Here is an 11499-nt window from a genome sequence, read left to right as displayed (position 1 = left end):
GGAAGCGGACTTCAGATTCGCTTCCGGCCATTCCGCGCAGTCCCTCGAGATCAGCGACAGTATTGCCCGGGCTCGGTCTTTCGATCCGAAGGCGTTCGCTCGTCGTTCTCTGCCCCTGTCCGTATCGAGGCGTTGGGTGGGCCAAAGGCGGCAGCACTCGTTCGGCCTTTGGCCCGCCGCCGAACGGCCGCCGGAGCGGAGCTCAGTTCGGCTCTGTCCCACCCGCGGGTGGCTTCTGCTCCGTGCAGACGATGGGGTGCTTGGACTGGTCGGTCCACGTGACCTCCTGGCCCTTGCCGCGCAGCTCGTGCGTGTCGTCGCCGTAGCGAAACCCTGAGCCCGAAGGCTGTGCCGGCAGAGTGATCTCCGGCCCTTCGGGAGGCCGGACGATCGCAGGCTGTGCCGGGTCGGAGGTGACGAACTCGACCGTGAGCAAGACGTCCTTCGGGCACGAGAAGATCACCCGCTTCGTCGTTGCCCCCTCGCTGGCGGTCGCCCGGGACAGCGTCTTGTCGGGGGCCTCTGCGTGAGCCTGGATCGACACGCCGACCATGACGGCGGCAACGAGAAACGGCGATACGGTGTGAAGGCGCATCATCGAGAGCATCTCCAAGTTCAGCCTGATCGGCCGGAGGGTTGAGGACGCGCCCGACCGGAGGTCCCGTCAAGCATACGACCGCTCGGGATCATGATGATGGGCCGGAGCTCAGGGGCTCCTGGATATCCCGATCTCCGCTCCTCGCCCATGACGATCCGACACGGGCCGCCAGGAGGGCCTCCATCGACGTCTCTCCATCCGCGTCCGGCTCAACGTCAGTATCGGTCTCCCGATCGGCATCCACTTCGGCTGAGAGCGCTCTGGCGTGGCTGGCCCGCCCGTTCGAGGGGGACGAAACACCGGAGTTGGAACCAGCCTGCGAGCCATCACCGTTGTTCCTTCGAGGACGCCTCAGGTGAGGGCGACCGCAGGAGGCATGTCCATGCAGAGCAAGCTCACGAAGACGATCATCGGGGCTGTCATCGCCGTGGCTCTCGCGGCTGCCGTGTCCTATGGGCTCATCAACCAGCAGACGGCGGATCAGCTGCAGACCAAGGCGAACCAGACGCTGTCGGACGACCAGGCTGCCCCCGACACGGCGCCTCGGCAGCCGGCCCCCGCGCCGCAGGGCCCCAACCAGCAAGCGCCGACGCAGCCGACCCCCACGCCCGCACCTCGGCAGTGAGGCTGGCGGCACGGACATCCGCACGCCGTCTCGGTTCGCCGGCTGAAACCGCCCGGTAACCCTCCGGCTTTAGGCCTCGTTAGGCACGAAACCGCCGAACCGAGATGGATACCGATGACCAGGGACCAGCTTTCCGCCGAATTGTCGCGCATGGCGAAGATGCAGATCAGCGACATCACCCGGGCGGTGAAGAGCGGCGATAAAGCCATCGCCTTGAACGAGGTGAGCGACCTCGCGCTACGCTTGAATTTCCTCGCCGATGCCATCGCCGGCGTACCGGTCCCGGCACCGGCACCGGCGGTTTCCCCCGCTCGCGTCCTCGATCCGGCGTGACCGCTGCATCGGAGTGGCGCGCGGAGCGCAATGGACGCTCCCGCGCCCGGCTTGAACGCTCGCTTCCCGCCCTCTTCCCGGCGCCGGTCCTGCAGCATGCGCTGTCACGCCCGCTGACGCCGCCCACGCCGCGCCTCGCCGTCGAGAGCTACTGGCGCAACCACGTCCTCCGGGCCGATCGCCTGGCGCGGGCACTGGCCGCACGCTCAGGCCAGCCGGAGGGATGGACGTGGCGTCTCGGTTCGGAGAAGGGTTCGGGCCTCGCCGCGACCTTCCGGATGCCCCCTTCGCCCTATCGCGAGCCTGCGCACGCGCAAGGGCCCGGCCATTGCTGCATCTGCGGACAGCCGGTCTTCCGCTTCGGCTGGCACAAGGATCTGTGGGGCACCGGCACGCCGAACAAGAACGCCCGCTGGCATTCGGCCTGCGTCACGGCCTGGAAGTTCTGGGTGGCGCCGAGCGACCAGGTGAAGGTTTTGAAGGCGCATCAGCGCCATCGCTGCGCCGCCTCCGGGAAGCGCCTGCTGAAGACGGCCGAGGTCGACCATCGCACACCGCTCTATCGCGTCTGGCGCGAAGACCGCGACGCTGCTTGGCCGACATTGCTGGCCTATTGGGGCGCTCCGAACCTTCAGGTCGTGAACCGCGTTGTCCACGTGGAGAAATGCGGTGCGGAGGCAAGCGAGCGAGCGCTCCAGCGGCGGTCTTTCGTCTCGGACAATCCTCTCGATACGGAGGCTGACGCCATGATGCTTTTCTCGACATCGGCGTGAACCACTCGCCGTCGAAGCCTTTCCTCGGACCTGCTTCCCGCGCGCGATGGGTCATCACACTACCGCTTCCGGAATTGGAGACGATCGAATGACGGATGACAAAGTCGGCCGGCAGGACCGTAAGGACACGAGGGCTGCCAAGGCCGCCGAACGTGCCGATACGGCCGGTCAGGTCTGGGAAGAAGTCAAAGTCCGTGAGACAGCGCGGGACGACCAGATCGTTCGGCTGAAGGCCCAGCGGCTCGAGCGCGATGCCGCGGATGCCGCTGCAGAGAAGCCTCCCACGAAGCGCTCGTCGTGAGTGAACTTCGTGGCACTGACCAAAGCTGTCGGCTGCGGAATCCTCGGCCGAGCGGTGCGGGCCGATCGCAGCGCATCTGGTTTGGGACCAGGGGGGCATCGAAGCCGCCCTCCCCGGCGGCCACATGGAGCCGATGCACGGGGGACCGGGGATAGTTAGTGAGCGCTCGCGAGTTTCATGGTCACGAGTCCTGAGACGATGAGGACAGCCGCGATCATGCGGGTGAGGCTGGCTTCCTCTCCGAGGACCGTCACGCCGACCACGAAAGCGCCGATCGCGCCGATACCCGTCCAGATCGTGTAGGCAGTCCCCAGCGGCAGCGTTCGCATGGCCATGGCCAACAGCCCGAAGCTTCCGACCATCGCCACCAAGGTGATGACCGTCGGCCAGAGGCGGGTGAAGCCGTCCGATTGCTTCATCATGGATGCCCAGACGATCTCGAGGACACCGGCAATTCCGAGATAGACCCAAGCCATATCGGCCCCCTGCTTCAAGGGCCGGGCCGTCCCGGACTTCGACCCTGCAGGAGGGGGAGGACGTGGCCTCGCGAGTGCCTAATTAGCGAGCAGAATGCTTATTTTCAAGGCGGAAAAGTGCCGGTCATCCCCAAACGGGAACGGCGGCCCCTGAGATGCCGCCGCGCAGGAACACGCCTGTTCCATCCTTTCGACTGGACGATGGAGGCCCCTCGCTCGCGCATCGTCATCGGCCGGAGCGCATCTGTGTAGGCTGCCGCGCCAGGAACGAACCGCGCTCCGCGATCTTCTCTGAAAGACAGCAGCCCGTGGGAGAGCACAATGGACGACGATCGCGTCTGGTCCTTCGAGAAGAGTCTCTGGACCGGTGGGGCGGACCATTACCGTGAACTGGTCGACGACGAATGCCTGATGGTGCTGCCGCACCCCCCCTTCGTGCTGAGCGGCTCGCAGGCCATCGAGGCCGTCGCGGACACGCCCCGCTGGTCGGAGGTCGAGCTCTCCGGGGGACAGATCTCTCGTCCGCAGGAAGGGCTGATCGTCATCGCCTATCATGCGAAGGCCTCGCGGGACGGCGAGACCTATCAGGCGCATTGCACCTCGACCTATCGCCGGCTGTCACACGAGGTCTGGCGCGTGGTTCAGCACCAGCAGACGCCGCCGCTGGTCGGCTCCACGGCCGAGAAGGCCGCCGGATAGGGACGGCCATCCTCGACAGCCGAACCCTGCGCTCGACGCCCGAGAGCGGCGAGTCAGGCTTCCAGCGCAGCGGCCTGTCGCTCGAAACTGGCGAGGTCGAAATAATCCCGCCATTCCGTGATCGCGCCGTTGCCAACGCGCATGCTGCCCATGGTGGGAAGGGTGATGCGGCCGCCGTTCCGGTCGGTGAAGAGATCGAGCCTCTCGGTCAGAACCGTATCGCCATCGTTTGCGATGTGCAGGAGCTGCCAGTCGACACGAATGCGACTGCCGACCCCGAAAGCTTTATGGAAGCTTCGCGCGTTCTCCCGGCCACGGATCTCCGGCAGCGGGATGTTGTGGTAGACGACGTCCTCGGCCAGGAGATCGATCGCGTCATCGAAGCGATCTGCGTTGATGCGTTCGAAGAACAGACGCACCAGGGCGATCTCGGGGGTGTCTTCGATCATTACGTGCCTCGTTGTCCCTCAATCGGCGTCGCCGGTCGGCGACCGAACTTCGAACGAGACCGCGCAGGGTGCCGGCAGCCGATCGACGCTGCCGGACGATCCTCGCGGTCGGCGGGCCACGTCGCCGCAGCCCTCGTGCAGGGGAGAACCTAACCCCTCACGAAGGTGAGAATGTCGGCGTTGAGCGTGTCGGCATTGACGGTCAGCATGCCGTGGCTGAAGCCGGGATAGGTCTTCAGGGTCCCGTTCCGGAGGAGCTTGATCGATTCCCGCGCCGCCGCCCCGATCGGCACGATCTGGTCGTCCTCGCCGTGCAGAACGAGGGTCGGGACGGTGATCGACGTCAGGTCGTCGCGCTGGTCGGTTTCCGAGAAGGCCGCAATGCCGTCGTAATGTGCCTTGGCACTGCCCATCATGCCTTGGCGCCACCAATTCGTGATCACGCCGGGCTGCACCGTCGCGCCATCGCGGTTGAAGCCGTAGAAAGGCCCTGTCGGCACGTCGATGAAGAATTGCGCCCGGTTGGCGGCGAGCGCCTGACGGAAACCGTCGAAGACCTCGACCGGCAGGCCGCCCGGATTGCCGGCGGTCTTGAGCATGAGCGGCGTCACGGCGCTGACGAGCACGACCTTGGCGACCCGGCCGTCCGGTTGACCGTGCCGGGCGACATAGCGGGCGACCTCACCGCCCCCGGTGGAATGGCCGACATGGACGGCGTCGCGCAGGTCGAGGTGCCGGACGACGGCGGCCGCATCCGCGGCGTAAGCGTCCATCGTGTGCCCATCCGAGACCTGCGCCGAGCGACCGTGACCGCGCCTGTCATGTGCGACCACCCGGAAACCCTTCGCGAGGAAGAAGAGCATCTGCGTGTCCCAATCGTCGGAGGAGAGCGGCCAGCCATGGTGGAAGACGATGGCTGGCGCATCTCTCGGGCCCCAATCCTTGAAGAAGATGTCGACGCCGTCGGATGTAGAGACGTAGGGCATGGTCGTGTTCCTGCTGTTTGCCGAAGCAGTACGGATCGATGGAGCGTAGAGCGGGGGTCGTTTCAGGGGTGTGACAAGGCTATTGTGCTTGGCCGCATCGTCATCAAGCGAACCTGACGAGGTTGAGGGCGGGCAATGGCCCCCCTGGGAACTGTGCAAGACGGCCGCCATCCGCGAGAGAACCGAGGTCGATACCGAAGAAGCCGAGCCGGTCGATGAGCGTACGAACCGTCGCTTTCGCCTCGGCATCGTCGCCTGAATAGAAGAGGACGCGCCGACCGCCTTCGCTGGCCGGATCGCCTGCCAGGAGCGGTGGCCGGAGATGGTTGAACGCCTTCACCACCCGGGCACCGGGGACCAGGGTGGCGACGATCTCGGAGGACGAAACGCCCCCGAGATCCACCGGCTCGAACGACGGTGCCTCGATCGGATTGTTGGCGTCCACCACGATCCGGCCGCCGAAATCCGGCAGGCCGCCCAGCGCAGTCGGCAGCTTCGACCAATTGACCGCGACGATGATCATGTCCCGGGCGGCGGCGTCCTCGCGCGTGCCGGGCGTGATCGTCGGGCCTAACGAAGCAATGGCCTCGGCGAGGCTGTCTGGACCGCGACTGTTCGCGAGGATCGCCGGAATCCCCTGCCGAGCGAGGGCGCTGGCAATGGCACGGCCGATCTGGCCGGCGCCGATGATGCCGATGGAGGGCATGGAGAGGTGTCCTTGCGAGGGAGGTCGAGAGGAGGCGTCAGGCGGATTGGCCACCGTCGACATTCAGTGTGGCGCCCGTGACGTACCCGGCGTCGGGACCGACGAGGAACGCGACCGCTCCGGCGATATCCTCCGGACGGCCGTAGCGGCCGAGGGCCGCGAGGCCCTTCAGTGTCGTGGCGAAGGGGCCGTCCTCGGGGTTCATCTCGGTGTCGATCGCACCCGGCTGGACGAGGTTGACGGTGATGTCGCGGGGACCGAGATCCCGTGCCCAGCCCCGCGTGTAAGCCGCCACGGCCGCCTTCGTGGCGACGTAGTCCGCCGCACCCGCGAAGGGGACATGCACGGCCCCTGTCGTGCCGATCGAGACGATGCGTCCCCCATGCGTCATGAGCGGAACGGCAGCGCGGACCGCGGCGGCGACGCCCTTCACGTTGATATCGAGTTGCCGATCGAACGCGGCACGGTCGGCTTCCGGATCGTCCACCATGCCGGTGACGAAGACGCCGGCCGAATTGACCAGGATGTCGAGCCGACCGAACGTGGCATGCGTCTGGCGGACCAGGCCGGCGACCTCGGATGCGTCAGCCTGGTCGGCACGGATCGCGATGGCGCGGCGTCCCGATGCCGTCAATTCGGCGACGATCCGGTCGGCCCGATCCCGCGATGCGGAATAGCTGAAGGCCAGATCGGCGCCGTCTCGCGCGAGACGACGAACGATGGCGGCGCCGATGCCACGCGATCCGCCGGTGACAAGGGCCACCTTGCCGGCGAGCGGTTGCGGGTCCTGGCCCATGATGCTGCTCCTGTCCTCTTGGTGGAACGAATATGGCCGAGGTATTGCCCTTGGTTTAGCCGGGATTGGGTTGCTACACCTTCAATCATCCCTTGAAGGTGGCATCGTGGAAACCCTGGCGAACCTGGAATCCTTCATCCGCAGCGCGGAGCACGGCAGCTTCTCCGAGGCCGCCCGGCGCTTGTCGCTGACTCCGGCCGCCGTCAGCCGGAACGCCGCCGTGCTGGAGCGGAACCTCGGTGTGCGGCTGTTTCATCGTTCGACGCGGAAGCTGAGTCTGACGGAAGCGGGCGAAACCTTCCGCCTCGCGGTCGCGGACAATCTGGAAGGCATCCAGGCGGCCATCGCCGGGATCGCCACCGCTGGCGGCGAACCGGCCGGTACCCTGAAAGTCAGCATGGCCCTGACATTCGGCACGATGCACATCCTGCCGCTCTTGCCGCCGTTCCTCGAACGCTATCCTCTGATCCGCCCGGAATGGCATTTCGAGAACCGTCGGGTCGATCTCGTCACGGAGGGCTACGACGCCGCGATCGGTGCCGGGTTCGACCTGGCGCCCGGTCTCATCGCTCATGCTCTGGCCCCCGCGCACGTCATCGCGGTCGCCTCGCCGGCCTACATGGAAGGCCGCCCACGCCCCGACGATCCGACCGGGCTTCAACCGCTCCAAGGCATCGTCCAGCGTTCGCTCCGGACCGGCCGCCTCCAGCAATGGACCATGCGCAATCCCGCAGGCGAGGAGATGCCAGCGCACCTGTCTGCAACCATGGTCGTCAACGACCCGGCGGCGATGCAGGAAGCGGCTCTTCTCGGGCTGGGCGTCACCATGCTGGCGGTACCCGACGTCCTGCCGGCATTGGAGGCGGGCCGCCTGATCCAGCTGCTGCCGGGTTGGTATGCCGATGCGGGAGCGATCTCGCTCTATTACGCCAGCCGAACCCTGCTGCCTGCCAAGACTCGCGCATTCGTCGACTGGGTCACCGAGGCGTTCAGGAACCGGCGTCTCGCCGAGCGCTTCGCGGGACACCGTCTCTAGGTTCGTGTTTCGGCGCCGACGTCCGACATGGCATGGCGCCCGATCCGGTCGGATACGGACGCCATAGGCCGGCATGGCCCTAGAGCTGCGCCCGGCCACGTCGGGTCGGGTGCAGCTCTAGAGCTTTGTTTTGCCGCGCTCTTTTTCGCCGAACCGGCAGCCACTTCGGCGGTGAGCGCTCTAGTTCGGGATCAGCTCGCGGGCCGGGCCGCCCGTCTCCTGGCCACGGGCCTGGGCATAGCCCGGCAGAGCCGGGTTCTTGGCGTTTCCGCTGTCGGTGTCCGGCCCGCCGAGCCAGTACGCGGATTGCGCCGGCGCCGGGATCGAGCCGGTGATCGTCGGGCTCTCCATCCGATGCGGGCCGGGCCGGGCCTCAGAGGCCCCGGTCAGGGCGGCGAGCGTGCAGGCGGACGCGAAAACGACGGCCGAAACGGTCTTGATCATCGTCATGTCAGGTCTCCGGTAATTCCTGCTCGATCCAAGATCGTCAAGCAGTGATGCCGGACAGACGACATCTTCGGCTGCTTATTCCATGACCCTATCGAAAAATTCCAACGCCATGATCGAGACCACAATAGCGTGAACGAATACTCGGTGCCGGGTGAAAAATTTTTCGTGCAGGCGTGGAATAAACACGATTTCGCGGCGTCCATGCTCCTGTCGCCGGCCCCGAAATCCGTTCGGTCCGGCCAGCGTTCTACGGGAGCCCCGCCCATGCCAGGAGACAGGAGATGATGGACATGATGCGCCTCATCGAGCCGCTGATCCCGGCCCTGCGCCGCTACGCGCACGCCCTCCTGCGCAATCCGACCGATGCCGACGATCTGGTGCAGGATTGCCTCGAGCGGGCCGTCACCCGCTGGCACCAGCGCCAGGCCGACGGCGACGCGCGGACCTGGCTCTTCGCCATCCTCCACAATCTCGCCGTGACGCAGATGCGCCAGCGCGCTCGCCGCGGCGCCCACATGCCGATCGAGGACACGGCGGAGGCGAACCTCGCGGTGGCGCCGACACAGGAGAGCGGCCTGCGCCACCGGGACCTGATGACGGCGCTGGACGCGCTGCCGGAAGAGCAGCCCAGCGTGCTCCTGCTGGTGACGGTGGAGGGCCTATCCTACGCCGAGACCGCCGACATCCTCGCGATTCCGACCGGGACCGTGATGTCCCGCCTGTCCCGAGCCCGGGACCGGATGATCCAGTCGATGGACGGCACCGAAGCCTCCGTCCCCGCCAAGCGCCCGCTCCTGCGGAGGGTGAAATGAGCATGCGTCCGATCGGTGACGACGATCTCCAGGGCCTCGTGGACGAGCGGCTCGATACGGCGCGGAAGCGTGAGGTCGAGGCCTATCTCGACTCCCATCCCGAGGCGCGGATCCGGGTCGAGCGCATGGTCGCCCTGCGTGAGGACATGCGGGCCGCCTTCGCGCCCATCGCCGCCGAGCCGGTGCCGGCCCGGCTGAACCTAGCGCGGATCGTCGAGGCGCGCCGCCGGCCGGCACATCCGATCTGGCAGGCTTCTCCGATCTGGCAGGCGATGGCGGCGGGGCTGCTGCTCCTCGTCGGAGGCGCCGGTGGCTGGGGCCTGCGCGAGCTGGTCTCGCCCGTGCCCACCGGCATCGAGGCGCTGGCCCAGTCCGCGAGCATGAACTACGCGGTCTATGCGCCCGACCACACCCGCCCCGTCGAGCTCGCCGCCGCGAACCGGGACGAACTCGCCGGCTGGTTTTCCGCCCGGATGAAGCGGCCGGTCGCCGTGCCGGACCTGAGCGGCTCCGGCTACCGCCTCATGGGCGGGCGTCTCGTCGCCACGCAGCAGGGGCCCGCCGGGCTGCTGATGTACGACGATGGGCACGGCGCGCGCTTCGTCATGTTGATGCGGCCCATGAGCGTACCCGGCGACGCGCCGATGCGCGCCCACACGACGGAGACGTCGAACGGCTACGCCTGGGCCCAGGACGGGCTCGGCTACAGCCTCGTGGGTGCGGCCGACCCCACGATCCTGCACCCGCTCGCCAACGAGATCCGCCGCGCCACCGCGAAAGCCATCTGAAGGCCCGATATGTCCCTCCTGAACGACCTCACCGGGGCCGATCCGGCCTTGAGCCCGCGTGCCGCTTGTCTCCGCCTCGCCGCCATCGGGGCGCTCGTCGCCGGCACGACGGGGGCCTTCGCCTATGCGGGCGGCTGGCTCTCTCCGGGGGACCTGACCCAGGCGCGGATCGTCGACCGCTTCGAGCAGGTGAATGGCCCCCATCCGGGCTTTCGGCGCAACCACGCCAAAGGGCTCTGCCTCGCCGGCAGTTTCGAGAGCAGCGGCCGGGGGGCACGCCTGTCGACGGCGTCGCTCTTCGCCGCGGGACAGGTCACGCCCGTCACCGGCCGCATCGCGCTGGCGGGCGGCCAGCCCTACGCGGCGGACGCGGCCACGACGGTGCGCAGCCTCGCGCTGCGTTTCCACCTTCCCGACGGCGAGGAATGGCGCACAGGCAACAACGACATTCCGGTTTTCCCGGTCCGCAGCCCGGAGGGGTTCTATGCGCAGCTTCTCGCCGCCAAGCCCGATCCGGCCACGGGCAAGCCCGATCCCGAGGCGCTCAAGGCGTTCTTCGCCGCGCATCCCGAGAGCGCGAAAGCGGCTTCCCTGATCAAGGCGCGGACGATCACCTCAGGCTTTGCCGACGACACGTTCCGGAGCCTGAACGCCTTCCGGTTCATCGCCGCAGACGGGACCCGGACGCCGGTGCGCTGGGCGTTCGTGCCGGAACAGGCCGCGACGGCGGAGAGCCCGGCCCAGAGGGCTCGCGCGGACAAGAACGTTCTGTTCGACGACTTCGACTCTGCCGTCCGCCGGGCGCCCGTGCGGTGGCATCTCGTCGTCACCCTGGGGCAGCCCGGCGACCCCACGGCGGATGCGACGCTTCCCTGGCCGGTCGAGCGGCAGAGCCTGGACGTCGGGACCGTGATCGTCGCGGACACGCAGCCGGAAGCGGACGGCAATTGCCGCGACGTCAATTTCGATCCTCTCGTCCTGCCCGGCGGCATCCTGGGATCGGACGATCCGCTGCTCAGCGCCCGTTCGGCTGCCTATTCGCAATCCTTCACGCGCCGCGCCGGCGAACCGAAAACGCCGAGCGCCGTCCAGAACACGCCTGCATCGGGAGCCGGATTGTGAACCACACCGCGCGCTTCAACCTGCCGGCCCGGCTGCTGCACTGGACCATGGCGGCCATGATCCTCGCCATGCTGTTCATCGGCGTGGCGATGGTGACCTCGCTGGCGCATTACCACACCCTGGTCGCGCTGCACCGCCCACTCGGGATCGGCATCCTGGTCCTCGCGCTGCTACGCCTGCTCAACCGCTGGCGCCATCCCCCGCCCGGCCTGCCGTCGGACCTTCCGGGCTGGCAGCGGCGGGCGGCTCATGTCTCGCACGTCTTGCTCTATGGATTGATGCTCGCTCTGCCGCTGGTCGGCTGGGCGATGCTGTCGGCGGCCGGCTATCCGATCGGGCTCGTTGGCTCCCTCGTCCTGCCGCCGATCCTGCCGCGCGATCCAAGCCTCTATGCGTGGCTCCGTCCGCTTCACACACTCCTCGCCTACACCCTGTTCGGTCTCGTCCTCGCCCATCTCGGCGCGGCCCTGATGCATGGGCTGATCCGCCGGGATGGCGTCTTATCCAGCATGATCGCGCGCCCGACGGCGTCCCGGTCCCAGTAACGTC

At 67.5% G+C, this 11499-nt stretch carries 17 protein-coding genes; 10 read left to right on the top strand and 7 right to left on the bottom strand.

Going from position 1 to position 11499, the window contains the following annotated elements; all coding sequences use genetic code 11:
• Positions 1–202: 202 nt before the first annotated feature.
• A complete protein-coding gene (locus tag AC0IXR_RS14425) occupies positions 203–598 on the bottom strand; it encodes an MliC family protein (protein ID WP_246747832.1) in 396 nt (131 codons plus the stop codon).
• A gap of 382 nt (positions 599–980) precedes the next feature.
• Between AC0IXR_RS14425 and AC0IXR_RS14420 the strand changes: the two genes are divergently transcribed.
• The 4 genes from AC0IXR_RS14420 to AC0IXR_RS14405 all read left to right on the top strand — a co-directional run bounded on the left by AC0IXR_RS14420 (position 981) and on the right by AC0IXR_RS14405 (position 2630).
• Positions 981–1223, top strand: coding sequence for a hypothetical protein (locus AC0IXR_RS14420; protein WP_471761238.1), 243 nt, complete (start codon positions 981–983; stop codon positions 1221–1223).
• Positions 1224–1337: 114 nt separating this feature from the next.
• Positions 1338–1556, top strand: coding sequence for a hypothetical protein (locus AC0IXR_RS14415; RefSeq protein ID WP_056425820.1), 219 nt, complete (start codon positions 1338–1340; stop codon positions 1554–1556).
• Complete coding sequence (locus tag AC0IXR_RS14410; protein WP_471761237.1) at positions 1553–2329, top strand: hypothetical protein; 777 nt, start codon at positions 1553–1555, stop codon at positions 2327–2329. Before AC0IXR_RS14415 ends, AC0IXR_RS14410 begins: the two co-directional genes overlap by 4 nt.
• An 88-nt stretch (positions 2330–2417) precedes the next feature.
• The gene (locus AC0IXR_RS14405; protein ID WP_056425826.1) at positions 2418–2630 is read left to right on the top strand and encodes a hypothetical protein; all 213 of its coding nucleotides are present in this window, start codon (positions 2418–2420) and stop codon (positions 2628–2630) included.
• 155 nt (positions 2631–2785) lie between these two features.
• Here AC0IXR_RS14405 and AC0IXR_RS14400 read toward each other — a convergent pair whose 3' ends face one another.
• Positions 2786–3106, bottom strand: a complete 321-nt coding sequence (locus tag AC0IXR_RS14400; protein WP_207411260.1) for a DMT family transporter — start codon at positions 3104–3106, stop codon at positions 2786–2788.
• A 321-nt stretch (positions 3107–3427) separates the two neighbouring features.
• Here AC0IXR_RS14400 and AC0IXR_RS14395 point away from each other — a divergent pair, with 321 nt between their 5' ends.
• A complete protein-coding gene (locus AC0IXR_RS14395; RefSeq protein ID WP_419951307.1) occupies positions 3428–3805 on the top strand; it encodes a DUF4440 domain-containing protein in 378 nt (125 codons plus the stop codon).
• Between the two features lie 53 nt (positions 3806–3858).
• On the opposite strand, the gene AC0IXR_RS14390 is transcribed toward AC0IXR_RS14395, so the two are convergent.
• The 4 genes from AC0IXR_RS14390 to AC0IXR_RS14375 all read right to left on the bottom strand — a co-directional run bounded on the left by AC0IXR_RS14390 (position 3859) and on the right by AC0IXR_RS14375 (position 6742).
• A complete protein-coding gene (locus AC0IXR_RS14390) occupies positions 3859–4254 on the bottom strand; it encodes a limonene-1,2-epoxide hydrolase family protein (protein ID WP_056452598.1) in 396 nt (131 codons plus the stop codon).
• A 149-nt stretch (positions 4255–4403) separates the two neighbouring features.
• Positions 4404–5240, bottom strand: coding sequence for an alpha/beta fold hydrolase (locus AC0IXR_RS14385; RefSeq protein ID WP_471761236.1), 837 nt, complete (start codon positions 5238–5240; stop codon positions 4404–4406).
• A gap of 103 nt (positions 5241–5343) precedes the next feature.
• Positions 5344–5946 (bottom strand): NADPH-dependent F420 reductase, encoded by a 603-nt coding sequence (locus AC0IXR_RS14380; RefSeq protein WP_471761235.1) that lies wholly within the window; start codon positions 5944–5946, stop codon positions 5344–5346.
• A gap of 37 nt (positions 5947–5983) precedes the next feature.
• Positions 5984–6742, bottom strand: a complete 759-nt coding sequence (locus tag AC0IXR_RS14375) for an SDR family oxidoreductase (RefSeq protein WP_471761234.1) — start codon at positions 6740–6742, stop codon at positions 5984–5986.
• Between the two features lie 106 nt (positions 6743–6848).
• Between AC0IXR_RS14375 and AC0IXR_RS14370 the strand changes: the two genes are divergently transcribed.
• On the top strand, positions 6849–7778 hold the full coding sequence (locus AC0IXR_RS14370) for a LysR substrate-binding domain-containing protein (protein ID WP_471761233.1): 930 nt from the start codon (positions 6849–6851) through the stop codon (positions 7776–7778).
• A gap of 180 nt (positions 7779–7958) precedes the next feature.
• Here the strand turns inward: AC0IXR_RS14370 and AC0IXR_RS14365 are convergent, their stop codons facing one another.
• Entirely contained in the window at positions 7959–8228 is a 270-nt protein-coding gene (locus AC0IXR_RS14365; protein ID WP_056452587.1) for a hypothetical protein, read from the bottom strand.
• Between the two features lie 281 nt (positions 8229–8509).
• Here AC0IXR_RS14365 and AC0IXR_RS14360 point away from each other — a divergent pair, with 281 nt between their 5' ends.
• From AC0IXR_RS14360 to AC0IXR_RS14345, 4 genes are read left to right on the top strand one after another with little or no spacing between them, the layout of a single operon-like run.
• Positions 8510–9040, top strand: a complete 531-nt coding sequence (locus AC0IXR_RS14360; RefSeq protein ID WP_471761231.1) for a sigma-70 family RNA polymerase sigma factor — start codon at positions 8510–8512, stop codon at positions 9038–9040.
• Positions 9037–9828, top strand: a complete 792-nt coding sequence (locus tag AC0IXR_RS14355) for an anti-sigma factor family protein (RefSeq protein WP_471761230.1) — start codon at positions 9037–9039, stop codon at positions 9826–9828. Before AC0IXR_RS14360 ends, AC0IXR_RS14355 begins: the two co-directional genes overlap by 4 nt.
• Positions 9829–9837: 9 nt before the next feature.
• On the top strand, positions 9838–10950 hold the full coding sequence (locus tag AC0IXR_RS14350; RefSeq protein WP_471761229.1) for a catalase family peroxidase: 1113 nt from the start codon (positions 9838–9840) through the stop codon (positions 10948–10950).
• The gene (locus AC0IXR_RS14345; protein WP_471761228.1) at positions 10947–11495 is read left to right on the top strand and encodes a cytochrome b; all 549 of its coding nucleotides are present in this window, start codon (positions 10947–10949) and stop codon (positions 11493–11495) included. The genes AC0IXR_RS14350 and AC0IXR_RS14345 overlap by 4 nt, the downstream gene beginning before the upstream one ends.
• Positions 11496–11499: the final 4 nt, after the last annotated feature.

This window comes from Methylobacterium sp. AC832 (assembly GCF_979256025.1).
This window is presented reverse-complemented; position numbering and strand designations above follow the sequence as displayed.

Excerpts from the sequence above, each read along its gene's own strand:
- AC0IXR_RS14385 (WP_471761236.1), bottom strand. The coding sequence starts at position 5,240 with ATGCCCTACGTCTCTACATCCGACGGCGTCGACATCTTCTTCAAGGAT.
- AC0IXR_RS14395 (WP_419951307.1), top strand. The coding sequence starts at position 3,428 with ATGGACGACGATCGCGTCTGGTCCTTCGAGAAGAGTCTCTGGACCGGT.
- AC0IXR_RS14360 (WP_471761231.1), top strand. The coding sequence starts at position 8,510 with ATGATGGACATGATGCGCCTCATCGAGCCGCTGATCCCGGCCCTGCGC.
- AC0IXR_RS14390 (WP_056452598.1), bottom strand. The coding sequence starts at position 4,254 with ATGATCGAAGACACCCCCGAGATCGCCCTGGTGCGTCTGTTCTTCGAA.
- AC0IXR_RS14405 (WP_056425826.1), top strand. The coding sequence starts at position 2,418 with ATGACGGATGACAAAGTCGGCCGGCAGGACCGTAAGGACACGAGGGCT.
- AC0IXR_RS14400 (WP_207411260.1), bottom strand. The coding sequence starts at position 3,106 with ATGGCTTGGGTCTATCTCGGAATTGCCGGTGTCCTCGAGATCGTCTGG.
- AC0IXR_RS14420 (WP_471761238.1), top strand. The coding sequence starts at position 981 with ATGCAGAGCAAGCTCACGAAGACGATCATCGGGGCTGTCATCGCCGTG.
- AC0IXR_RS14350 (WP_471761229.1), top strand. The coding sequence starts at position 9,838 with ATGTCCCTCCTGAACGACCTCACCGGGGCCGATCCGGCCTTGAGCCCG.
- AC0IXR_RS14365 (WP_056452587.1), bottom strand. The coding sequence starts at position 8,228 with ATGACGATGATCAAGACCGTTTCGGCCGTCGTTTTCGCGTCCGCCTGC.
- AC0IXR_RS14380 (WP_471761235.1), bottom strand. The coding sequence starts at position 5,946 with ATGCCCTCCATCGGCATCATCGGCGCCGGCCAGATCGGCCGTGCCATT.
- AC0IXR_RS14415 (WP_056425820.1), top strand. The coding sequence starts at position 1,338 with ATGACCAGGGACCAGCTTTCCGCCGAATTGTCGCGCATGGCGAAGATG.
- AC0IXR_RS14425 (WP_246747832.1), bottom strand. The coding sequence starts at position 598 with ATGATGCGCCTTCACACCGTATCGCCGTTTCTCGTTGCCGCCGTCATG.
- AC0IXR_RS14375 (WP_471761234.1), bottom strand. The coding sequence starts at position 6,742 with ATGGGCCAGGACCCGCAACCGCTCGCCGGCAAGGTGGCCCTTGTCACC.
- AC0IXR_RS14355 (WP_471761230.1), top strand. The coding sequence starts at position 9,037 with ATGAGCATGCGTCCGATCGGTGACGACGATCTCCAGGGCCTCGTGGAC.